Origin of the sequence: Legionella maioricensis, assembly GCF_023618015.1 — a bacterium.
GTDB lineage: Bacteria > Pseudomonadota > Gammaproteobacteria > Legionellales > Legionellaceae > Legionella > Legionella maioricensis.
Window position 1 is genome coordinate 172,012 of sequence record NZ_JAJKBJ010000001.1, and the last position, 22,587, is coordinate 194,598.

Consider the following 22,587-nt stretch of genomic DNA (forward strand, 5'->3'; position numbering starts at 1 on the left):
TGAAGAAATTTGTAGCTGATTGAGATTCTCCGGATGCCGCGAACGAGTCGCGGCTCGTAGGCCAAGAGAACCAAGGGTCAATGCTCCCTAATGTTTTTCCTGTAACTGCTCTAATAGAGATCTGGCGGCCAACTGTTCTGCTTTTCTTCTATTAGAACCTTGGCCGTGAGATATATGCTTGATCCCATCCACAGTACAGGTGACATAAAATATTTGATCATGCTCATCGCCTTCAACTTTCGTCAAACTGTATTCAGGCAAAGCATATTTCTCAGCTTGCAAGTACTCTTGCAATTGGGTTTTAGCATCTTTTAGACAGTCATTTAAATTAGGATCTTCGAGTCTTGAACGAAATAAGTTTAAAATAACTTCTTTTGCCGCAGCGATACCACCATCTAAAAAAACAGCTGCAAAAACAGCTTCTAAGGCATCAGCAAGGATAGAAGCTCGGCGAAAGCCCCCACTTTTCAATTCACCTTGCCCTAAAAAAAGAAAATCACCCAGCGCTAATTCTTTGGCAATTTCTGCCAGCATTTCTCCTCTGACCAGAAAAGATCGCAATCGACTAAGTTGCCCCTCACTCTGCGCGGGAAATCGATTAAATAACTCATGAGCAATCACAAAACTTAATATAGAATCACCAAGAAACTCAAAGCGCTCATAATTTTCACTACCAACGCTGCAATGAGTTAAAGCCTGTTTTAAATAAGCAGGTTTTACGAATTGATAATTCAAACGTCTACACAATCTTTCTAAATCAATTTTCACTACCAGCCACTACCTCATATGTATCATCAAAATTAATTAATAAATTTATATTATATGCCAAAAATCGGATGGCTTGATATTTTAATCGTACCTGATACCGATGTTCGCCATTGGGAGTAAAGATTACTTCACTATTCTTAAGATTATCCACTCCATTGATATCAAGGCGTTTGTTTAAACTGCTTCGTAGTACTTCTACATCAGCAAGAGGATCGCCTGATAAAGAAGCAACAGGTACTGTATTTAAAGATTTTATAGATTGCACTATTTCATAGTGCTGTATATAAACAGGCACCAATCGCATCACTACGATTGCCGCCATAACTAAAACCACTACAGTTAATAACATGCCAATTAGTGTCATTCCTTGTTGCTTTTGCATAAATTATTCCCTTAATGAATCAATCTTCCAATTTTTGACCAACGAAGATTATCAGTCTTTCCATTCCAGCTCATCCACACTAAAAAGGCTTTTCCGCGCAGATAATTTTCTGGAACAAACCCCCAATAGCGACTATCAGCACTATCATCCCGATTATCGCCCATCATGAAATAACTTCCCTCCGGAACCACTACATCAAAATCGGTTGCCGGTACATCTGCCCTGATAAATATATCGTGAACAACTCCATTTAAGTCTTCCTTATATTTAGCCACAGCTTTTCCTGAACTCTCATCCATCGTATATTCAACAAAAGTGCGTGGCATTTCCTTTCCGTTAATCGATAATGTCTTATTGTGATAGCTGATTTTATCGCCAGGGACACCAATCACTCTTTTAATGTAGTCATAAGAAGGATCAGGCGGCCAGCGAAACACAGCAATTTCACCTGTTTTAGGCTCAGCTATGGATACTACTTTTTTTTCCCATACAGGGAGTCTTAAACCGTAAGCAAATTTATTAACTGCCACAAAATCACCGACTAATAAAGTCGGCTCCAGAGAACCTGAAGGAATACGAAAGGGTTCAACCAGAAATGAACGGAGTAATAAAACGATAAAAAATACAGGAAAAAAGGAACGGGAATATTCAATAATACGTCCCGGCTTTTGACCTGGTGAGCGTTTCTTAGCCCAAAAAACCACATCTAATAAGTAAATAAATCCACTGATACAAGATAATAAAACTAATATTAAAGCAAAATTCATAACTTTATATCCCAAAAATTAGTTTCTACGAGAAACATCAATAAACAGTCCTATTTTTTTCTATCGGTTTGAAAAACTGCCATAAATGCTTCTTGAGGTATTTCCACATGCCCGACTTGTTTCATGCGTTTTTTCCCAGCCTTTTGTTTGTCTAATAATTTCCGTTTACGCGACACATCACCACCATAACATTTTGCAGTAACGTTTTTACGCAGCGCCTTAACTGATTGACGTGCAATAATATGACTTCCAAGCGCTGCTTGAATAGCAACATCAAACATTTGACGTGGGATCAGATCGCGCATTTTTTCAGCGATTGCTTTTCCTCGACTATGGGCAGTATCACGATGCACAATCACGGACAGGGCATCTACTTTTTCACTATTAATCAAGATGTCCATTTTTACCAGATCAGCTTCTTGGAAACGTAAAAAATTATAATCCAATGAAGCATAACCTCGGCTAACTGATTTTAATCGATCAAAAAAGTCTGATACCACTTCGCTCATGGGAATATCATAGGAAACCGAAACCTGTCGTCCACTGTAAGTCATACTCACCTGTACCCCACGTCTTTCGACACATAAAGTAATAATGGGACCGAGGTAGTCTTGCGGAACTAAAATATTAGCCCGCACTATAGGCTCTGACATTTCTTTAATCTGCGGAATTGGAGGAAGATGTGAAGGATTATCAATTAATAGAGTCTCTCCCTTTTGGGTAATGATCTGATAAACAACCGTGGGTGCTGTAGAAATCAGATCCAGGTTGTATTCTCGCTCTAATCGTTCCTGAACAATTTCCATATGCAGCATGCCCAGGAATCCACATCGAAAACCAAAACCCAAGGCCTCTGAAGATTCTGGTTCATAGAATAAAGAAGCATCATTTAAACTTAATTTAGCCAAAGCCTCTCTGAATGCTTCAAAATCATCCGAACTAATAGGAAATAAACCAGCATATACTTGAGGTTTAACGCGTTGAAAGCCTGGAAGTGCTTTCTCAGCAGGATTTTTATCTAAAGTTAAAGTATCACCTACAGGAGCACCCTGGATTTCTTTAATGCCAGCAACAACATACCCTACTTCTCCGGCTTGCAATACTTCCAATTTAGTGCGCTTAGGAGTGAAGATACCTACTTGGTCCACTTCATACGCCCGACCTGTAGACATGACTCGCATCTTATCGCCTTTACGTATAGAACCATTGACTATACGCACCAGCGAAACCACTCCAAGATAACTATCAAACCATGAATCGATAATAAGAGCCTGCAAGGGAGCATCAAGCTCTCCTTCAGGAGGAGGAATATTGGTTACCAAGGCTTCAAGAACATCCTCTACTCCCATTCCGCTTTTAGCGCTGACTCTTATTGCGTCATGAGCATCAAGACCAATAATATCTTCTATCTCGGAGATCACTCGCTCAGGCTCAGCCTGAGGAAGATCTATTTTATTTAATACCGGTAATACAGATAATGATTGATCAATAGCAGTATAACAAACAGCCACGGTCTGAGCTTCGACCCCTTGAGCCGCATCGACTACTAAAATGGCCCCCTCGCAGGCAGCAAGAGATCGAGACACCTCATAGCTAAAGTCTACGTGCCCTGGGGTATCAATAAAGTTTAATAAATAGGTTTTTCCATCTTTTGCCGTATAATTTAACGAGACACATTGTGCTTTAATAGTGATGCCACGCTCACGCTCTATGTCCATAGAATCAAGGACTTGAGAGCTCATTTCGCGCTCTGTTAAACCACCACAAATTTGAATAAACCTATCGGCCAAAGTAGATTTACCATGGTCGATGTGGGCAATAATTGAAAAGTTACGAATCCGCTTTAAGTCACTCAACTGAAATAGCCTTTTTGCAAATAGCCTGATTCTATCTTAAATGTTTGCGTGCAGAAAGTAGGCAAAGAGAATTCTGTTATTTTTGTGAACTAATTGGTTCATTATGTAAAGAAAATTTGCTAATAACCCATAATTTTACTAGAATTCGTGGTTTTGGCCTCAACATAGGATGCACCATGCGACGAATAAGCTGGCTAGGCTTTACTATACTCTTTCTTCTTTCTTTTACTAACTTTGCCGATACTGCGTTTACTCAACGCAAAGACGTACAACTTTTTATTAAAAGCATGGTAAAGCAGCATCACTTTAACGCCAAGCAATTGACTGAAACGTTAAGCCAGGTACAGATCCAGCCTCAGATTATTGAATCTATGGAAAAACCTTATGAAAAGAAAAACTGGGATGTTTATAAAGAGCTATTTCTTACCCAGCAAAGATTGCAAGGGGGATTGAATTATTGGAAAGCGAACCAGAAAGCCTTGGAAAAAACACAAAAAAGATATGGTGTTCCTCCAGAGATTATTGTTGCTATTCTGGGCGTAGAAACGTTATATGGTGAACGTCAGGGGGAATACAGAGTTCTGGACGCACTGGCCACTTTAGCTTTCAATTATCCTAAACGCTCCCCATATTTTACCAAAGAGTTGAAAGAATATTTACTTCTATGCCGTGAACACAAGGTTCCAGCTACCTATTATAAAGGTTCCTATGCCGGCGCGATGGGCAAGCCTCAATTTATGCCAAGCAGTTACCGTTATTATGCAGTAGATTTTAAAAATAAAGGCACACGTGATCTAATCGCTAATAATGGTGATTCCATTGCCAGTGTTGCTAATTATTTCCAAAAACACGGCTGGAAATTAAATGAAGGCATTGCCCAACAGGCTAAATTAACTGGCTGGAGATTTAGACAAATCCAAACCAATCCTAAAACAGCCAATTATAATTTCTTGCAATTGGAAAAAGCAGGAGTCAGACCAATAACTGCCTCTCATAATCACCCTAATCGCGCGGGCTTAATTGAACTCATGACTGATGAAGGAAAAGAATACTGGTTGGCTTATCCTAATTTCTTTGTCATTACTCGTTATAATTCCAGTCCACAATATGCCCTTGTAGTCTATTTATTGTCACAACAGCTAAAAAAACAATGGATTGAAATGAATGCACAAAAACATAGAGCATATGTATAATCAATCAGTTACCTTGCCCGTATGCAGTGAAGCGCTCTACGGGATTAGAAACGTCCCGTATTAAGCTTCGAAAAATACGGGAACGTTCTATATTAACTAAATAGAGTTCGACTCATGGATCATTGTTTCTTATTTACAAAACATCTTAATGATAAGGGTTGTTTTTGTTTAAAAATTTCGCAGGAAGGCGAGCTTATCGCTGCACCCGCTCAACGTAACTTTGCAGAAATTAAGACATTACAAAAAGAATGTACTACCCTAATCATCGAAACGACTGCAAGCTCCAGCATCCTTGATCTTGAATTACCCTGGCTGCCTGAGAGAAAGGCAAGGGTAGCAATTCCATACGCCCTTGAAGATAAAGTGGCCCAATCAGTGGAAGAACTTCATTTTGCTTTTGATAAATTAAGATATCAAAATAATCACTATGTTGTCGCAGTAATAAGTAAACAAAGAATTCAATACCTGATGCACCTTCTTGATGAACAAAATATTGAGTTTGATCTCATTACTTTAGACTGGTTTGCTTTATCCTCTCAAGAGTTATGCATTAGCGAATCCACTTTATTGATTAATAATGATGATTTTAAAGGAGCTCTTTCCGGCGAGCTGGCACGATCTTATATAAAAAAGCACCCATTAAATGAGCCGCTTTTCTTTCAAGACAGTGAAATAACAGTTGATAATTCCTTGCCCAAAAGCAATGATTTTTCCTACACCTGGATGGCTCAGAAGATCCTGAAAACAAAACCAATGAATCTTTGTCAGGGAGAAATGCTTCACGGTAATACTTCTGGTTGGACCCAAAAGGGCTATCAACTGGCAGGAGCATTATGCGGTATTTGGTTATTGTCTCTTTTATTGGTCAACGCCCTCTCCTTGCATTTTTTAAATAAAAAAACGGATGCGATTGATCAGCAAATCGCAACTATTTATCATGAGTTTTTTCCTGAAGCCAAACAAGTAATTAGTCCCAAATTTCGTATCAGTCAGCTGCTTGGTAGTAATGCATCAGACGCTCAAACTCATTTTTGGTTTTTGCTAAATCAATTTGCTAAAGTAATGAATGAGAATCAAACGACTATCGAAGAGCTTCGCTATCAAAATAAAACATTATCTGTAACACTCATTAGTTCAGACTTCGCCAGTTTGGAAGATATTGAAAATAAATTGAAAAAATTGCAGCTTAAAGTGAAGCAGACACAGGCCTCAACTCGAGATCAGCATGTTGTCGCCACTCTGGAGTTAACGTGAAACACTATTTGAATACGCTGAATGAGCGAGAAAAATGGATGGTGGTTATTGCCGCTGTATGCCTCTTTATTTATTGCTACTACTTATTATTGTATGCCCCGCTAAGCAATAAAGTGACTCAAAAAACGGCTCAATTGAATGAGAAAATTGAAACGTTGGCCTGGATGCAAAAGGTAAAACAACAAGGGCTCTCTTCAAAAACAAAGCAAACAGTGGATAACAGTCAATTACTCACCTTACTGGCAACTCAGCTTAAGGATAATTCCACTCTTAAATTTCCCTATCAACTCCAACAAACCGGATCAGGAGATATCCAATTAACCTTTGATGCGGTCCCTTTTAAATTATTTATGGGGTGGTTGGCTAAAATTAATGATCGATACACGATTACGATCAAACAATTTGACGTACAACATAGTGAAATACCTGGAATAACCAAATTAATGATTATCATTAGTGCGACTTCCTAATTAAATCTTATGGCCTGGCTGAATGAATAAGCTGTACCCTGCTTGGGGAGTCGTCATCCCGAATGAAGTGAGGGCTCTCCGTATATGGGTGCAGTGCTTAGGTTAGGAGATCTCTCACTTCGTTCGAGATGACGTGATGCGTTCGTGGTGACGTGAATGTGTTCAAGATGGCGTGATGCGTTCGTGGTGACGTGATGTGTTCGAGATGGCGTGATGTGTTCGAGATGGCGTGGTGTGTTCGAGATGGCGTGATGTGTTCGAGATTGCGTGATGTGTTCGAGATGGCGTGATGCGTTCGAGATGGCGTGATGCGTTCGAGATGGCGTGATGCGTTCGAGATGGCGTGATGCGTTCAAGATGGCGTGATGCGTTCGAGATGGCGTGATGCGTTCGAGATGGCGTGATGCGTTCGAGATGACGTGATGCGTTCGAGATGGCGTGATGTGTTCGAGATGGCGTGATGCGTTGCTGATGAGGTGAGGCGTTTGGTGCTGTTTCGTTTGGTTGATTGCTGAGCTTTCCAGCCCAGCACAGGTATTATAAATAATAAAAAAGTTATTTTTTCGGAATAAAGCTATAAGTAAGCTCCTTTTTATTCACGGATATATATCCTGAAAATGGATAACTCAAAGCAACAATTGCTGTGATAAAGAAACTAATTACCAACACCAGCAAAATATGCGTATACAATTGCAGTAGACTTCGACGCAAAATAAGAGAATTCAGCAGGATAATGACACAGGCAACCACAAAAACAAAAAGGTACCAAGCAGTAGGGATTGAACTTTCCAGCATGCTTAAACGATGATTACGCTTTTCCACAACTCCATTTAAAGCACTGGCCATGTTGCGATAAAAAGTCTGAGCCACAACGGTTTCAGGTGAAAAGCTTTGCAAAAGCACATACATATCCCCCAAAGTTTTAGTCACTTGAGGAGAGTCTTCGCCGACGGCCATAGCGGGCCATTCAAGTTCAGTCACTTCATTGGCATACTGTTCCACAATATTCTGTATCTTTTGGGCAGCAGCAGGAGGCAAGGCACGGCTACTTTCCCAGATAATGCTCAATTTGCTGCCTTCATCCACAGCAATCTGCATAGCAGTTTGAAAATTTCCCCATACCAGAAATAAAATAAATCCTAAGATAATGCTATAAGCCCCATTTATTGTACCCAACGAAATGCTGGCCACCTCATCAAGATGGTCGCTTCTTCCCCTCTTTACATCCAATACTTTAGTAGCAATAAAGTAGGTAACCAACGCAAAGCTTATGTAAATTATTGATACGACTAAATAAAATACAGTCGGATGTAATGAGTGAACAATAGTACGAAACATTTTTTTCAGTTCCTTTGAGTTGGCGTTAGCTTAATAAAAATCCCCACCTGCCGCGACTTGATCGCGACATCTGGAAATACCATTGTCATTAGTACTCTTTTAACTAATCACGCAATCAAATTGGCCTCGCTATTAAAGAAGCCATTTAATGTTTTTTTATCAACTTTATAACTGCAAAGAGCAATATAGTGATCTGGACGAATCAAATAAAACCCCGAATCCTCCATCTTATAGCGATTATGAAGAGCGAACTGCTCATCAATAATGGTATTTTTTATATCAGCCATCCGGGTAAAACTAACGATAGATACCTTAACGGTATCTGAATAGGTCTGCTCTATCCATTGCATAATATCCAGGAACTTGGCTAATTGAACATCATTGATATTATGGCCTGTAAAGAGTAATAAATTATATTGTGTATTTCGCAGGTAATCATAAAAACGCTCAGATGCCTTATTGATAACAACATCAGGAGCTCTTTCTCCAGGCTTAGGTGCTGTATGGCCTTTAATATCAGTATGATAATGAATGATGGGGCTATCCTCATAATGGATCGATAACTGAGTAAGCTGCATGCCGAATTTATCCTGAAGAAAATCACTCTGGCCAATAATATTCTTAGTCACCACTTCACGCAGTTTAATCAATAGTGGATTTTCAAGAAACGCAGCTTTGGTAATGCTTTCCGTTTTATTTACTATCTCCTCTATGACAGGAAGTCGTTCAATCCCATAACTATCCAATAACTCGGGTTTCGCTTTTCCTTTAATTACAAATGACAGCTTCCATGCCAGATTATAAATGTCCTGCAAACCCGTATTCATCCCCTGTGCGCCAGCTGGAGAATGTACATGAGCAGCATCACCTCCGATAAACACAGACCCATCACGCATCTTATCTGCAATTTTACTATGTATCCAAAAAGCTGATGACCACAATACCGAGGTTACTATAAATTTATTGCCACAACGGCGCTCAACAATTTGCTTCACCTCATCATCGGTAAATTCTTTTTTTACTTCTGAACCTTCAGCTGTCGCTACAATACGATAAATTTCTTTCCCAAGAGGGAAAAGAGCAAGCATATTCTTTTTACCCAGAAAAGCATCCGCCTCATCATCGATGGGCCCTGATAATTGCACATCCGCCACCAAATATTCATGAGGAATATCATCTCCGACAAATGAAATTTGAGATTTTTCACGCACAATGCTATGAATCCCATCACAACCAATCAGCCAATCACTTTCAATTGTTTCCGTATGCCCATCAGCATGCTTGACTGTTGCTATTACCTTTCCCTTTACCTGTTTAAAATCAATTAACTCAACTTGCCATTCAACATGGCCCTTAAATTCTTCCAATCGTTCATTTAGAATTTTTTCTGTTTCACTCTGAGCCAGTAGCAAGGAAAATTGGTAGAAAGAATCAATATTATCAAAAGGAATACGTGCCATTAACTCATCTTCTGAGTACAAGCGAAAAGCACTCCAACGCTGCCCTGCGTTAAGAAAACGATCGACAATCCCTATATGATGAAAGATTTCGAGGGTTCTGGTATGAATACCCGCTGCATTAGTTGTCTGAGTACGTCCTTTTTTTCTATCAATAATTCGATAAGAAACCCCATAACGAGCCAATTCACAAGCCATCATTAATCCTGAAGGGCCGGCTCCTGCAATCAATACAGAGGGATGCTGTGCCATAATTAAAATCCTTATTAAATTTAGTTAATAGAATTTAGCATAGCTGATGAACAGCTTACCAGTATCGAAATATACTCGACCCCACTTTCTCTTAAGGGTTAATAAAGGTTAAATTTCAAACAGGATAAAAAAAAGTGACTTCATGTTTATTATAAAACATGTTCAGAATGCGTGAGTTGGGAATTGATTGAAATTGTTTGATGGTAGCCAAATCAATTTTGCCCTGCAATTTTATAGTAAAAATCATTTGCTTTGCATTGCCTGATTCTATCCATTTCATAATGAGAGAGTAGGCTCTATCGGGGTAGCAAGCAACATCAGATAATACCCAATCATAACTTTGTTCCAGTTTGGATGGCTCTATAGCAAAAGCGCTTTGTTTTAAATAATTAACGTGTGGAAGTTTTGCAATTTTTTCATCCAACGGAGCCTTATCAACCGAGGTCACACTTGCCCCTAATGATTGCATGACATAAGTCCACCCCCCAGGCGATGCGCCTAAATCTAAAACGGAGTCTCCCGATTCAGGATATTTTTCTAAAAGAAAAAGTGCTTCCCATAATTTCAAGTACGCGCGATTAGGAGGATTTATTTTATCTTCAATAAAAAAGCAGTGCCCTTGCGGCCATTTTTTTAAACGCTTGGTGCTGTACAACAACGTATTATTATCCAGGAGACAAAAACCACCGATAGAAGGGGGAATTTCTGTTTCAAGAGGAAAGTGGCGCTGAAGTGACGGGCACTTGCGTAATTGTCCTTCAATTAATCGTGATCTTCTTATTTGACTGACAGGATGCAAATACCAGAACTTTCCCGCCTGACGAAGAATTTTGACCGCTTCAGAAATGGATTGAAAAGTTACAATTTGTGGTTCAAGCCATATGTCTAAAGCAAAACACACATTGGTTTTCAGTCGGGAAGAAAAAACCATATCTTCAATAACCTGAGAAAATTCGCCTAACTCCTCGCAGAGCTCAGGAAGAAATTCCGGTTTGGTTACATAAATTGCAGCAAGTTTCTTTTGCATAAATGGAATCTAAATAAACTATTACATCAGGTTAATGGTTATTTTTGTGAAAGTATATTTATTAAATAAACAATAAAACAGACGCAATATATCAAAACTTATGAAAAACCCCTATTTCTTTTTAATTCCACCTGCTCGGGCACCGCCATTAACTGAAGAAACGGTATCCAAAATGTGGCTCATACTTATTTCAGGAGATCCTCGTCGCACACGCCTCATGATGACAGAAAGTCGCTTAGGTCAATGGCAATGAACCTGAACGGGGATGGCGCAGTTTGTAAATATTTTCCATATTTCTTAGTGAACTCTTGATATTTTAACTGTTGAATATAAACTGTTTATTTTGCATCTATGAATCTATGGCCAATCAAATACTTTCCCGCCTTGTAAAAATAACGCTTGTTTTTTTTCTTTCCTTTGGCATAAGTCCCGCCAATAGTGGAGCGTCTTATACTAAAGGATGGACAGTAGCCACTATGACTGGCCCATTAACGAATAGTTCCGCTTTTAAATACTACTTGGAACCTCAATTACGTCTGATTGACGATAATTATTTTTTTCACCAATTCCTTTTACTTGGAGGACTTGGTTACCAATTTAATGACAATATAGCCCTGTACGCAGGTCCAGGCTGGATCGTAACCAAAACCCCGGCTAGCGTGATGGTCCATGAAAACCGATATTGGGAACAACTCAATTGGCGTATATTAAAAAAACCTGGTTATAATATTAACAGTCGTACACGTTTAGAGGAAAGAGAAAATGTGGATGAGTCTCGAATGGCTATTCGTTTACGTCAAAGAATGTGGTTAAGAATCCCTTTTAAAATCGAAAGTAAATACTCCTTTTCTCTTTATGATGAAGTTTTTTTTAATCTAAACCATCCCGAATGGGTTTCTCCCTATCTCTTTGAACAAAATCGTGCATTCGTTGGAGTTGCTGCACAGTTATCCAAATCGATTCTTATAGATATAGGTTATTTAAATCAGTATCTGCGCTCCACCACTCAAGAGAGAGATAATGTTTTAATCTTGAGTTTTACGATAAGCAACTGATGTATGCCCCTCACTCTTTGAGGGTCTGTTTTAATGTATTATCGTACACCGCCCGATACATGCAAGGTTTCACCAGTAATATATGACGCTTCACTTGAGGCAAAAAACAGTACAGCAGAAGCAATCTCTTTAACGGTCCCCACCCTCCCCATAGGAATAATAGATATAAACCCATCATGCATCTCACCTTCATTCATACCTGCTGCTTTTAAGCCTTCAGTTACAATCATTCCTGGATTAATCGCATTTACTCTGATTTTTTTTGCCACAAGCTCTTTGGACAAAACGCTGGTAATTGCATCTACTGAAGCCTTAGTCGCGGAGTATACTGCGGAATTGAGGGGAGTAAGAGTTGATGCGGCAGAACTAATATTTATAATGCAGCCCCCATCGGAATGAAAATGACGAACCGCGGCTTGGGATACCAAAAGAAGTCCCAGCACGTTTAAGTTAAACTGTTTATGAAAATGCTCAGGAGTTATAGCATCAAGGGGGGAAAATTCATAAATACCAGCATTGTTCACCAGTATATTAATAGGACCGAAGGCATTTTTCGTTTCTGAAATCAGGTTTTCAATGTCTTGAGGATCGGTAAGATTTGCTTTAATCGCAATCGCCTTCCCCCCCTGCTTAATAATTTCAGTAACGACGCGATCTGCGTCCTCTTTACTGGAACTGTAATTAACGGCTACTGACGCCCCTTCTTCGGCAAGTCGAGTAGCAATTTCAGCCCCAATTCCTTTCGATGCGCCCGTAACAAGGGCAACGTTACCAGCTAGTTTTTTCATCATCTATCCTTAGAGTTCTAAGTACTTAATTATAGTTCTTAAATACAAAAATGATGATTTTAAAAAAACTATCTTTTAATATCATTCATATTTAACCGCATCCGGTAATGTGGGACAGGATGCCAGGACGCGATAAACTCACCAACAATAGTAAAACCTGCTTTTTTATAAACATGTACTGCGCGAGCCATTCACTAATATGTTGTTGAGCAATCCATTCATGGACTAGCCGTTGCTGCGATTTATCAACGGGCTTGAAAGAAAAGCGAGAAGTAGTTTTCATAGAGTCCTCTGTTTAGAGATTCAATTTTAAAGCCCGAAGTTATAAATGCAAGCGAGAACATGTCTTTTTAAAAGATACTTGGCCTGTATTCTGTTTTCAATTAATAAGATGGTGTACTGAATAAAAAGCAACGTTATTAAGATGAAATCTGTTGTTCAACAGCCCTTAATTTTTCCTAAAACTCCCCTTGAAATTTTATATTTGAATCCTAATATATACATTACACCTAATAATTTATAAGGAGTTTATATGAATGGCTTACGTCGTAATTATTTTCCGATTTATAAAGATTTTGGTTCATTACTTGATAACTTTTTAAGCACTCAAACCGATGATGCAACTTTTGGCGACTTGAGTAAATGGGCACCTGCCGTAGATATTAAAGAAGAAAAAAAGAGATTTCTTGTCATTGCGGATTTGCCCGGTGTTGAAAAGGACGATATTCACATCTCCCTGGAAAATAACATTCTGACCCTTCAAGGATCACGCTCTTATGAAAAACGCGATACCCAGGAAGGCTATAGCAGAATTGAGCGTTCACTGGGACAATTTCATCGCCAATTTACGCTTCCTCAAACCGTGGAAGAAAGTAAAATAAGTGCAAAATATAAAAATGGAATTTTAGAAATATCTATTCCTAAAAAAGAACAAGCTTTAGAAAAACGCATCGAAGTTAAGATAGAAGAATAATCAGGACGGGGAAGGATTAATATCCTTTCCCGCTTATTGCACATATTTTGCATGGGTTACCTAACAATCGCCCCTTAATTACTAAACTCAATTTCTGTGGTGGTACTATTTATATCTCCTTGCTGAGAAGCATGAACACTTATCGGTGAGCGAAGAAAAAGAGGGTTGGCATTATTAACAATAACCCCTTCTGCAATAATTTGATTATTTTCTCCGTCAGTGCTGGCTGCATTTACCTTGAAATTAGAGAGTAGTGTCACTCCTCCTGGACCACTTATAAGATATCCCCGTCCTAATATAGTGTTATTCAAACCATTATTATTTATTGCGTTTACAGAAATATCATTTTCTACTAAGCGCATGTTTCGAGCATCGTTATTAAAAATACCTTGAGCCAGGATAGTGCTGTTTGTACCTCCACTGGCATTGGCTGTAACATTTACGATACTAGAAGACAACTCGATGGCTCCCTGAGCACTAATAAGAATACCTTGGGCCATTGTAGTTACATTGCTTCCATTACTTGTATTTAAAGCATTCACACTTACTGTTGAATTAGTAACGACTACATCTGCACGATCCGCAATAATTCCCTGTGCTGACAATGAATTGGCTGTTCTCTGAGTCGCGTCAACAATAATATTATTATTAATTAAGTTAATATTAGTAGAATTTTGAATAAGAACTCCTGTTGAGTTCGTATCAAAAGGATCTGAATTATCGAGAAAGGCATTCAATAAGCTGTTTTGAATGGTGACGTTGCTTGCCCCTTCAATATTCACTGCGGACTGAAATTTTTGGGAAGTGCTATTACCACCAACAGTTGAATTGGTTATCTTGATGTTGGATCCTGAAATAACCAAGCCAACCGGGTTGTGCCCCTCATCATTTAATACTCGAACAAAATCAAAAGTGTTATTGCCGGTAAGAATAAGACTTCCTTTAATATCCCGTAAAAAACCGGAGGTAAAATCACTACTTCGTCCATAAACCGCCTGTCCTTCATTTAAATTCAGATTGGAAGCGGGTACGAAAGCAAGATGTGGAGCGAAGGGCATACCGGTGAGATTAGCATAAGTCCCATTGCCAAGATAGAAATTGGCATTGGGTGAGAAGCCATTAATGGCATCGACCGTTGGCTGATTAAACGAAGTATCAAGACAGTTATTTTCAAAGGTACAATTACTAAAACCATTGGCCGCAACAAAGGGAGAACCGATACTGCTAAAAAACCAAATGTTGTCCCTGGTCAATACGGGAATACCAGTATTGATAAAAGCCTGCTGGCTGGGAATACCCGAACCGGTATCCCAGGTACCCAAATGCCTTGGAATGGGGTCTAACAGGCGATTATGGATATCCGCTTGTTCACTTTTTTCCACCCCACCCATGGTGAATCGAACAGTAAATAAGGTCGTGTTTTTTTGTACTCGATCATAACTGTCGCGAACTGAAACGGTAAAATGCTTATTAAGAGGCAATTCCACCCCACCAATAACCCCATTAATATCCTGTGCCTGTTGAAAAGAAAAATGATAACCGCCAGTGAATAAACGGATATTCCTGGTTTCTGGCAGAGTGAATCCCACCTCACCATCTAAACCGTTTCCCACTTCATCCACCAGATTCACTAAATTGTCGAACTGATTATGGCCTGCAAAACTGACGTATTGGGTTATGCCCACCTCAGAGCCTATAAACGTACCTTGGACTTTTTGTTTCGATGTGGGGAAGTAGCCATTCAAATGCACGTCCCAACGATTGGTCATGTACTCCAATCCTGGATTAAGAACAAAAAAACGAGAGCCCTCTGCAATTCGGTTAAAATCAGCAAAGACATAGGCCCCCCAGAGGTAATTCCCCGGAATACTACGATATCCTCCGCCAATACTCCCCAAAGAACCGTTATCACCACCTATTTTACCCAAACCGTCAACATGAAAAATACTGTCTTGATTTCCGTAAAGTGGCAACATGGCATCAGCTTCGCCAATCGTTCTATTACCGACAAAGCCTTCCCCTGAAACACGAGGAACAAAAGGCAATCGAACAGGATTAAACTCAGCATGTACTGCCGCACTGGCAAGTAGAATGGAAAGGGATAAAAAAGACAGCTTCGTAGCCAGGCAACTCATGAAATTCCCTTTTCATAAATCTAAAAAATAAAAATATAAGGGATTTGAATAGCTTAAGCAACCTTCATTTGTAGCCTGAGTCAAAAGCCTGCACTTTCACTCAGACTAGTCCAGCAATTGATAATTATTCATTCAGGTTTTCCTGAACACTGCTCCAGTTTTTAACCCCAGCGCCTTGTTTAATATCTGGAGGAAGAGCCTCTAATGCTTTTTGTGCTGCCTCGGCACTATCATAAGTTCCGTACAAACCTTTATAATACTCTTTACCATTTTTTTGATATTTAACTTGGGCCATACGATCATTTTTAGGTGCTTTATAGAGCTTTTTCGCAACTGCTGAGGCCTTCTCATCATTGGCAACCTCAATAGTATAGCCTTGTGGGTTTTGACTGCTTACCCAGTTTCGATCTCTGTCTTTAAAAGAAACAGGAGAATGATATTCGCCAACGTGATAAGAATCAGGAACAGCTACTCTTCTGCTTGGTTGATCTTGATATCCAAAATTACTCATCCGGTAATTTTGAGGATACAACTGGCTTTCGTCATAGGCGTAGCTTGTGTAGCTTGAATTTAGGTTATCTTCATACATGCATGAGGATAAATTAATGGTGCAGATCGCTACTGCTATTAATTTAATTTTAGTATTCATCACAACGCCCCCTAATTTATTATTTTTATTGATATTCTTTTTTATTGTTATCTTCATAATTATAGGAAACTTTAGAAACTTGTGTTGTTTCCCGATAAACTATGGCATACAGTATCTATTTTGTTCTTTTATGGCTTAATTTATGTGGACACATCGACGTTCCGGTCAAACAAACCAAAGGGGGGCTCAAGATCATCGTGATCCTTATGAGCGAGATAGAACGCGCGTTATTCATTGCCCTGCATTTAGAAGATTGCAAAGAAAAACCCAAATTCTGGGAACCGACGAGGGAGACTTTCACCGCACTCGTTTAACCCACTCTCTGGAGGTGGATTCTATTGGGCGTAGTATAGTGCGTAATCTGATTACTAATCAGAATCAACAGATGTTATTGGCAAGCTTGTTACCCAATGATGATCTCGTCAGTGTCATTTGTTTATTGCATGATATAGGTCACCCCCCGTTTGGCCATGGCGGTGAAGTAGCTCTGAATTACATGATGCGCGATTACGGCGGTTTTGAGGGAAATGGACAAACGCTTAGATTGCTTACCAAAGTGGAAAATAGTTATGGGGCATTTGGCCTTGATTTAACCCGACGAGCCCTATTAGGTATTTTAAAATATCCGGTTAAACGCTCCAATGTGGTCGCCAGAAAGCAACCTCCCATTCATGAGTCCATTCATAAAACAATTAAAATTAACGACTGGCTGCCACCTAAAGCCTATTTTGATTGTGAGCAGCCTGAAATTGATTGGTTACTATCGCCCTTCTCAGAGAGCGACAAAAAATTTTTTCAGTCTCTATCCAAGGAGCCTCAGGATACTCAATCAGGAAAAGCTGCTTATCACAGCTTTGATTGTTCCATTATGGATACAGCAGACGATATAGCTTATGGTGTTCATGACTTAGAGGATGCCATTCATTTGAGGTTAATTAATCAAGCTCACCTGGATACTCACGAGTTCAGGAGTCTATTAAGTAATACTTCATTATCTGCTCACCAGGATCGATTGATCGACTCTCTATTCTCTCAAGAATTATGTCTAAGAAAACAAACGATCGGCGAGATGGTTAATTATTTCATTACCTCAACTCAAATCGTTGTTACCAATGAGAATTTTGAAAATAACTTGTTCAAACACAACATTGCCCTTACACCAGAGGCAGCTGCTCTTTTGCACTATTTAATGCAGTGTATTTATCATAATGTCATTGATTCCCAGGAAGCTCGTACTTTTGAATATGGGGGGCAAACGGTGGTCCTAAGGCTGTTTGATGCCATCAGTTCTAATCCAGCCAGTTTATTGGATAATAAAAATCGAGAATTGTTTAAACGAGCAGAGGATGAAACAGCCGCCTATCGGGTGGTTTGCGATTACCTGGCTAATATGACTGATGAATATGCCTATAGAATGCATGAGCGATTATTTGGATTTAATACCAGGACTATTTTTGAAAGGCTATAAAATATTGCTATTTTGTAACAAAGAATTGGCAGAATCGGATGGGATTCTGCCCCATTCAGCAGTCACTAACTCCGGACATCAATAATTTATTCTACTCATGTCCGCATATCTTTGGCCTATTGCAACTCCTTTGGGGGCAATGCTGTCTATCATTTCCAGTTCAGCTGCAGATAATTTTATTTCTGTCGCGGCAATATTTTCTTCCAGTTTATCCAACCGTTTTGTTCCAGGAATTGGCACTATGTCCTCACCTTGAGCAAGAACCCAAGCTAAAGCAATTTGTGCCGTAGTCACTCGTTTTTTCTTGGCAAGTTGCTCAACGAGCTTCACGATCTCCAGGTTTTTATAAAAATTTTCCCCCTGAAAACGAGGTGCAGCGCGACGATAATCATCAGTAGGAATATCTTCGGGACTCTTAAATGCACCAGTCAAAAATCCACGACCCAGAGGGCTGTATGGTACAAAACCGATCCCCAATTCCCGAGTTGCCTGTAAGAGTCCATCTTCCGGCTCACGGCTCCAAAGAGAATACTCCGTTTGTAAGGCAGTTATGGGATGAATTTGATGAGCACGACGTAGCGTTTCTATTTTTGCCTCAGACAACCCAAGATAGCGGACCTTGCCTTGTTGAACCAATTCTGCCATAGCACCGACCGTTTCCTCAATTGGGGTATGAGGATCAACACGGTGTTGATAGTATAAATCGATTTGCTCCACCCCAAGACGCTTTAAAGAGTCATTACAGGATTTATGCACATATTCGGGGCGTCCATTCACAGAAAGATAAGCTCCCTCAGTACTTCGTTCGATACCAAATTTAGTGGCAATAATAACGTGTTTGCGATGACTGCGAAGGCATTTTCCAACTAAAATTTCATTGGTAAATGGACCATACATATCAGCAGTATCAAAAAAATTTATTCCGCGCTCAATAGCCCGATGAATGGTTGCAATTGATTCTTTCTCAGTACCACCTTTATAGAATTCTGACATGCCCATACAGCCTAAACCAATACGGGATACTTGAAGTCCTTGTGTTCCTAAAGCAACGTGCTTCATGTACTCACTCCATGCAGTTAATAAATTTAAATTTAGCACATATTAAAATGAATAGATTAAAAAGATAATTATTTATCTTATCACCACGAGTTAAAAAGTCATTGATGTTCAAGAAATATTTATCTGCTTCTAGCAGCGCTTGTTAGATGCCATGTTGGCACAACATAATGTGGGTTTAAAATAGAGGATGATTTTAAATGATTCAATTTGAATTGAACTAAGACAATGAAAAAACTAGCGAATAATCGCGCCAATCCGAGGCGTCAACCAAGTTTTAATTTATAAGAAAGATTTAACTACTATACTACTATTTTCTTGATCTCGGCCCCAGATGGAGGGATGATTTATAAAGCTACGAGCCAAATTAAATAATGGCGTCCCCAAGGGGATTCGAACCCCTGTTACCGCCGTGAAAGGGCAGTGTCCTAGGCCTCTAGACGATGGGGACCTGGAACTTATTTACTACAAGACTACTTTACTACAACACTACTTACTACTTACTACTAACGCCAAATAATGGCGTCCCCAAGGGGATTCGAACCCCTGTTACCGCCGTGAAAGGGCAGTGTCCTAGGCCTCTAGACGATGGGGACCCTGAACTATTTCCCCATCAACATACACGATGTTGATGGTGGAGCTAGGCGGGATCGAACCGCCGACCTCTTGCATGCCATGCAAGCGCTCTCCCAGCTGAGCTATAGCCCCAAAATAAGACTCGCAGTTTAATGAGCTACCTCAATACTGTCAAGCATTTTTTGCCTTTTATAGATATTTTGATCCGTAACCCACTCCACTATTAATGCTTTATCTGCCCTTGGACCTGAGCAATCTGCTGCTGCAGGTTAGTTTGCATCTCCTTCATTTGATTCTGGGTCTGGGTATTAACGGTTTGGATTTGGTTTTGTAAATCAGTTTGCACTTGTTTTAACTGAGCTTGAAATTGTGAGTTTAAAGTAGCAATTTGTTGTTGCTGTTGAGCCTGAAGGGCTTTCAGTTGATTCTGAATCGTAGTATTAAGCTGCGCAATTTGTTGACTGGGTGATTGGTCGGATGCTGGAGCAGTAGCATCTGCCGCATGAGTAATAGTGCTTATGAATAAAGAACAAAAAATAACTTTAGCTATTGATTTCATTTGCATTCCCTTTAAGTAGAAATATAAATCTAACTGTAACTAATATTTTTTTGTTTGCAAAGTTCTTATTTTCGTCCAGCGCATATTTTAGTAGCCCTAGTATCACAGGAGTCTATAATCTCTAAGTACTATAGAAGCATTATAAGATTATAGACCTCCCCCGAATCGACTTTATCATAAGCATTCGTTTTACTTTTATGTTTGAAATTACTCAGGATAGCAATATATATCCCCGCCCCCTTCTACACCTGAGTGATAGATAATTGCATCAGTGCCCGCAATTTCTATTTTCTCTCGCACGCATCGATAACCAGAATAAGTATAATAATAATTGCCTGTAGGTACGGGACCTTCCACAGTAATGTAAGTATGTTTTTCTGGATTTACGGTTATGGGGATGCTTTCCCATGTTTGGGTTTGAGTCACAATGACACTATCAGCCAAGGCCACGGTATTAAATACTGTGAATAATGCTGCCATTATTAATTTGTTCATCTCATCCCTCCGAAAATTACCCTCACTGCAATAACATCTTTGTACCAATAAATGATAGTTCAATCACTGCCATTAGCAATAATAATGTACTTTGAGTTCAAAATAAAATCAACTGCTTATTGAATTTCAAGATACCGTTTACGAACTTATGAATGCATATCAGCTTACTTGAGGAGGCAAATAGAATAAATAGCAAATGCCTAGAACTGGAAACTCAAGACATTGGTTACCTGATGATTTTAAAAACAACAAGGACGTCATTTTTTACAAAATGCGTCCTCAAGGTCTAAAACATAAAATGTTATCTTTACATTCCAATATCGGAACTCGGAGTAACTTTATCCTCTTTATTATCCGATTTAGGTGTTTCAGGAGTTGTAGTATTGGTTCTCCAAATAAGATTCCGTGCATAACTAACAAAACCATATCCAGTACTGGTTGCTGTCTCATCCTTTTTTTCAGAAGTTATCTCAATAGTGATTTGTGTCTCTTCCTTTTTTTCAGAAGTTGTTTGTGTAGCAGATTGACTCCACCTACCCCATATTCCAGATACAATATCACCAAACTGATACTCTTCTTCTTTCTTACCATTTACCATTTCATTTATCTTTACTAATGCTCCCCAGGATAAATCACCAAATTGATATTTTTTATTATTATTTATTCTATTTAATAGTCCCCAGGTAATATCACCAAATTCGTATTCTTTTTCACCTTCCTCGGTAATTTGTGCACCATTAAGCATTTGATTAATTTTGCCTAGTGCGCCCAATGTTATATCTCCAAACTGATATCGACGACTTAACTGAGTATGTTTTAATTGAGGATCAATGCTCAGTTGTAGCTTAAATAACTCACTGATACGTGCAAGAGCTTGCTTGTACTCTTCGGGTAGTCTTTCGGTTGACATCATTTGGCTAATTAGGCTATCAAATTTGTTGTACTCTTTTACGTTACCTTCTTGCAATTTTTTAATGAGAATTAATAACTCTGATTGCAATAACTCAAAGCCTAATTTTTCCTGTTCTTCTAATTCGCTATCGGCTACAAACACTTTATAGACTTGCTTTAAATAAGCACTAAAATCCAGCGCTACATAGCTCTTATATTCGCCTTTGGTGTTTTTTGCAGTTGATGGTTTTTCTAACAATTGTCCTACTACTTCTTGCTGATTCCCACTCTCTACTGCGATTGATAATTCCTTTAAATACTCTTTAATCAAAGGCCAATTATCATCAGTAATGGTGACTTGCATTGCTCCATATTTATCTGGTGGGAAAACCCCTTTTTCCAGCAATAATTTCGCTTGATACACTGGGCTACTAAAATATAAGGAACCGGCCGCAGTGTAGGTGTCTGAAGCACCGGTTAGTGAATGTCCCTGACCAAATTGATCGTGACCTTGTTGTACTTCCTCAGGATACGTCTCACTTCCCATTAGCAAGCCTAATGCAGAAGCTGCCGGGGCAGATTGTTCAAGACCTGCAAGGAGTAATTTGTGTTCTGTATTGCGATGGTAATAAAAATGACCGCTAAAACCATTGTCAGAGATTTTTTTGCCATAGAAATTATCTTGTCCGGCTCCGCCCATGGCAATATTGATACCAAAATCCAATGGTTTTTTGACTATCGAGGGTAATTGACCTAAAAGCCCTATCACTACCCCTTTACCTTCCACAACCTTATCATTAACCTGGTTGACATTATGAGTTGCCGATCGCGCAAAAACCTTATTTGTTCCACTTGCTTCAGGAAAAAAACTCAATAATTCTTGAGCATTTTCTTCTGATAAAGAATTATAATCGATGATTATACGACTGGCATGCGATAAATAATCAGCTATTGTTAACTGATCAGATGGATCTTGTAATTCGCTAGAACCAGACAGATAAGACCGAGTTTTAAAGTCGCCCCTGGCCACGCAAGCCATTACTAATTGAGTCATACCAGTAGCTAAATCAATTGGATTATGGATAAAAGTCTTAGCCCATTGAGTTGCTACATTATGCTGATCTTCATCTATAGTACATTTAAAAATGTCAAATATTTTATCAGGCATTTTTCTTCCA

20 protein-coding genes, 3 tRNA genes and 1 pseudogene are annotated in these 22,587 nt (G+C 39.2%); 6 read left to right on the forward strand and 18 right to left on the reverse strand.

From position 1 onward, the window contains the following. Positions 1–87: 87 nt before the first annotated feature. Genes rnc through lepA form a run of 4 tightly spaced genes read right to left on the reverse strand, consistent with a single transcriptional unit; the run spans position 88 to position 3,803 of the window. Positions 88–768: a ribonuclease III gene (gene rnc / locus LOX96_RS00660; protein ID WP_250419828.1), complete on the reverse strand. Its 681-nt coding sequence runs from the start codon at positions 766–768 to the stop codon at positions 88–90. Further along, a complete protein-coding gene (locus LOX96_RS00665) occupies positions 758–1,150 on the reverse strand; it encodes a DUF4845 domain-containing protein (RefSeq protein WP_250419827.1) in 393 nt (130 codons plus the stop codon). Before LOX96_RS00665 ends, rnc begins: the two co-directional genes overlap by 11 nt. Positions 1,151–1,161: 11 nt before the next feature. Beyond that, positions 1,162–1,917, reverse strand: a complete 756-nt coding sequence (gene lepB, locus LOX96_RS00670; protein ID WP_250419824.1) for a signal peptidase I — start codon at positions 1,915–1,917, stop codon at positions 1,162–1,164. 50 nt (positions 1,918–1,967) lie between these two features. Then, positions 1,968–3,803, reverse strand: coding sequence for a translation elongation factor 4 (gene lepA / locus LOX96_RS00675; RefSeq protein ID WP_250420155.1), 1,836 nt, complete (start codon positions 3,801–3,803; stop codon positions 1,968–1,970). A 146-nt stretch (positions 3,804–3,949) separates the two neighbouring features. On the opposite strand from lepA, the gene mltB reads away from it, so the two are divergent. From mltB to lspM, 3 genes are all read left to right on the forward strand, one after another. Next, positions 3,950–4,966 (forward strand): lytic murein transglycosylase B, encoded by a 1,017-nt coding sequence (gene mltB / locus LOX96_RS00680; RefSeq protein WP_250419822.1) that lies wholly within the window; start codon positions 3,950–3,952, stop codon positions 4,964–4,966. Positions 4,967–5,080: 114 nt separating this feature from the next. Beyond that, positions 5,081–6,220, forward strand: coding sequence for a type II secretion system protein GspL (gene gspL / locus LOX96_RS00685; RefSeq protein ID WP_250419819.1), 1,140 nt, complete (start codon positions 5,081–5,083; stop codon positions 6,218–6,220). Next, a complete protein-coding gene (gene lspM / locus LOX96_RS00690; protein ID WP_250419816.1) occupies positions 6,217–6,690 on the forward strand; it encodes a GspM family type II secretion system protein LspM in 474 nt (157 codons plus the stop codon). The genes gspL and lspM overlap by 4 nt, the downstream gene beginning before the upstream one ends. Before the next feature lie 555 nt (positions 6,691–7,245). Here lspM and LOX96_RS00695 read toward each other — a convergent pair. The 3 genes from LOX96_RS00695 to LOX96_RS00705 all read right to left on the reverse strand — a co-directional run bounded on the left by LOX96_RS00695 (position 7,246) and on the right by LOX96_RS00705 (position 10,764). Beyond that, on the reverse strand, positions 7,246–8,028 hold the full coding sequence (locus LOX96_RS00695) for a bestrophin-like domain (protein WP_250419813.1): 783 nt from the start codon (positions 8,026–8,028) through the stop codon (positions 7,246–7,248). 107 nt (positions 8,029–8,135) lie between these two features. Further along, a complete protein-coding gene (locus LOX96_RS00700; RefSeq protein WP_250419811.1) occupies positions 8,136–9,737 on the reverse strand; it encodes an FAD-dependent monooxygenase in 1,602 nt (533 codons plus the stop codon). Positions 9,738–9,852: 115 nt separating this feature from the next. Next, positions 9,853–10,764, reverse strand: a complete 912-nt coding sequence (locus LOX96_RS00705) for an SAM-dependent methyltransferase (RefSeq protein ID WP_250419809.1) — start codon at positions 10,762–10,764, stop codon at positions 9,853–9,855. Between the two features lie 359 nt (positions 10,765–11,123). Between LOX96_RS00705 and LOX96_RS00710 the strand changes: the two genes are divergently transcribed. Continuing rightward, positions 11,124–11,819: a DUF2490 domain-containing protein gene (locus LOX96_RS00710; RefSeq protein WP_250419806.1), complete on the forward strand. Its 696-nt coding sequence runs from the start codon at positions 11,124–11,126 to the stop codon at positions 11,817–11,819. Between the two features lie 38 nt (positions 11,820–11,857). Here the strand turns inward: LOX96_RS00710 and LOX96_RS00715 are convergent, their stop codons facing one another. Both LOX96_RS00715 and LOX96_RS17665 read right to left on the reverse strand, forming a co-directional pair. Then, positions 11,858–12,607, reverse strand: a complete 750-nt coding sequence (locus LOX96_RS00715) for an SDR family NAD(P)-dependent oxidoreductase (protein WP_250419804.1) — start codon at positions 12,605–12,607, stop codon at positions 11,858–11,860. Between the two features lie 68 nt (positions 12,608–12,675). Then, positions 12,676–12,792: pseudogene (locus LOX96_RS17665) on the reverse strand (GNAT family N-acetyltransferase); the annotation flags it as partial. Between the two features lie 347 nt (positions 12,793–13,139). Between LOX96_RS17665 and LOX96_RS00725 the strand changes: the two are divergent. Beyond that, positions 13,140–13,580: an Hsp20/alpha crystallin family protein gene (locus LOX96_RS00725; protein WP_250419798.1), complete on the forward strand. Its 441-nt coding sequence runs from the start codon at positions 13,140–13,142 to the stop codon at positions 13,578–13,580. A gap of 74 nt (positions 13,581–13,654) precedes the next feature. Here LOX96_RS00725 and LOX96_RS00730 read toward each other — a convergent pair whose 3' ends face one another. Together LOX96_RS00730 and LOX96_RS00735 are read right to left on the reverse strand one after the other, a co-directional pair. Then, on the reverse strand, positions 13,655–15,715 hold the full coding sequence (locus LOX96_RS00730; protein WP_250419795.1) for an inverse autotransporter beta domain-containing protein: 2,061 nt from the start codon (positions 15,713–15,715) through the stop codon (positions 13,655–13,657). A 124-nt stretch (positions 15,716–15,839) separates the two neighbouring features. After that, entirely contained in the window at positions 15,840–16,364 is a 525-nt protein-coding gene (locus LOX96_RS00735) for an SPOR domain-containing protein (protein WP_250419792.1), read from the reverse strand. Positions 16,365–16,506: 142 nt separating this feature from the next. Here LOX96_RS00735 and LOX96_RS00740 point away from each other — a divergent pair, with 142 nt between their 5' ends. After that, the gene (locus LOX96_RS00740) at positions 16,507–17,832 is read left to right on the forward strand and encodes an anti-phage deoxyguanosine triphosphatase (RefSeq protein WP_250419789.1); all 1,326 of its coding nucleotides are present in this window, start codon (positions 16,507–16,509) and stop codon (positions 17,830–17,832) included. A gap of 78 nt (positions 17,833–17,910) precedes the next feature. Here LOX96_RS00740 and LOX96_RS00745 read toward each other — a convergent pair whose 3' ends face one another. The 7 genes from LOX96_RS00745 to LOX96_RS00775 all read right to left on the reverse strand — a co-directional run bounded on the left by LOX96_RS00745 (position 17,911) and on the right by LOX96_RS00775 (position 22,577). Next, the gene (locus tag LOX96_RS00745; protein WP_250419786.1) at positions 17,911–18,891 is read right to left on the reverse strand and encodes an aldo/keto reductase; all 981 of its coding nucleotides are present in this window, start codon (positions 18,889–18,891) and stop codon (positions 17,911–17,913) included. Positions 18,892–19,263: 372 nt separating this feature from the next. Next, positions 19,264–19,339: transfer RNA gene (locus LOX96_RS00750), tRNA-Glu, on the reverse strand. 69 nt (positions 19,340–19,408) lie between these two features. Further along, positions 19,409–19,484 (reverse strand) — tRNA-Glu (locus LOX96_RS00755). A 36-nt stretch (positions 19,485–19,520) separates the two neighbouring features. Next, positions 19,521–19,596: transfer RNA gene (locus tag LOX96_RS00760), tRNA-Ala, on the reverse strand. A 91-nt stretch (positions 19,597–19,687) separates the two neighbouring features. Continuing rightward, on the reverse strand, positions 19,688–20,023 hold the full coding sequence (locus LOX96_RS00765) for a hypothetical protein (protein ID WP_250421455.1): 336 nt from the start codon (positions 20,021–20,023) through the stop codon (positions 19,688–19,690). Between the two features lie 207 nt (positions 20,024–20,230). Further along, a complete protein-coding gene (locus tag LOX96_RS00770; protein WP_250421454.1) occupies positions 20,231–20,518 on the reverse strand; it encodes a hypothetical protein in 288 nt (95 codons plus the stop codon). A gap of 307 nt (positions 20,519–20,825) precedes the next feature. Beyond that, complete coding sequence (locus LOX96_RS00775) at positions 20,826–22,577, reverse strand: hypothetical protein (RefSeq protein WP_250421453.1); 1,752 nt, start codon at positions 22,575–22,577, stop codon at positions 20,826–20,828. Positions 22,578–22,587: the final 10 nt, after the last annotated feature.

Excerpts from the sequence above, each read along its gene's own strand:
- LOX96_RS00665 (WP_250419827.1), bottom strand. The coding sequence starts at position 1,150 with ATGCAAAAGCAACAAGGAATGACACTAATTGGCATGTTATTAACTGTA.
- lepB (WP_250419824.1), bottom strand. The coding sequence starts at position 1,917 with ATGAATTTTGCTTTAATATTAGTTTTATTATCTTGTATCAGTGGATTT.
- mltB (WP_250419822.1), top strand. The coding sequence starts at position 3,950 with ATGCGACGAATAAGCTGGCTAGGCTTTACTATACTCTTTCTTCTTTCT.
- gspL (WP_250419819.1), top strand. The coding sequence starts at position 5,081 with ATGGATCATTGTTTCTTATTTACAAAACATCTTAATGATAAGGGTTGT.
- LOX96_RS00695 (WP_250419813.1), bottom strand. The coding sequence starts at position 8,028 with ATGTTTCGTACTATTGTTCACTCATTACATCCGACTGTATTTTATTTA.
- LOX96_RS00700 (WP_250419811.1), bottom strand. The coding sequence starts at position 9,737 with ATGGCACAGCATCCCTCTGTATTGATTGCAGGAGCCGGCCCTTCAGGA.
- LOX96_RS00705 (WP_250419809.1), bottom strand. The coding sequence starts at position 10,764 with ATGCAAAAGAAACTTGCTGCAATTTATGTAACCAAACCGGAATTTCTT.
- LOX96_RS00710 (WP_250419806.1), top strand. The coding sequence starts at position 11,124 with ATGGCCAATCAAATACTTTCCCGCCTTGTAAAAATAACGCTTGTTTTT.
- LOX96_RS00715 (WP_250419804.1), bottom strand. The coding sequence starts at position 12,607 with ATGAAAAAACTAGCTGGTAACGTTGCCCTTGTTACGGGCGCATCGAAA.
- LOX96_RS00725 (WP_250419798.1), top strand. The coding sequence starts at position 13,140 with ATGAATGGCTTACGTCGTAATTATTTTCCGATTTATAAAGATTTTGGT.
- LOX96_RS00730 (WP_250419795.1), bottom strand. The coding sequence starts at position 15,715 with ATGAGTTGCCTGGCTACGAAGCTGTCTTTTTTATCCCTTTCCATTCTA.
- LOX96_RS00735 (WP_250419792.1), bottom strand. The coding sequence starts at position 16,364 with ATGAATACTAAAATTAAATTAATAGCAGTAGCGATCTGCACCATTAAT.
- LOX96_RS00740 (WP_250419789.1), top strand. The coding sequence starts at position 16,507 with ATGTGGACACATCGACGTTCCGGTCAAACAAACCAAAGGGGGGCTCAA.
- LOX96_RS00745 (WP_250419786.1), bottom strand. The coding sequence starts at position 18,891 with ATGAAGCACGTTGCTTTAGGAACACAAGGACTTCAAGTATCCCGTATT.
- LOX96_RS00765 (WP_250421455.1), bottom strand. The coding sequence starts at position 20,023 with ATGAAATCAATAGCTAAAGTTATTTTTTGTTCTTTATTCATAAGCACT.
- LOX96_RS00770 (WP_250421454.1), bottom strand. The coding sequence starts at position 20,518 with ATGAACAAATTAATAATGGCAGCATTATTCACAGTATTTAATACCGTG.
- LOX96_RS00775 (WP_250421453.1), bottom strand. The coding sequence starts at position 22,577 with ATGCCTGATAAAATATTTGACATTTTTAAATGTACTATAGATGAAGAT.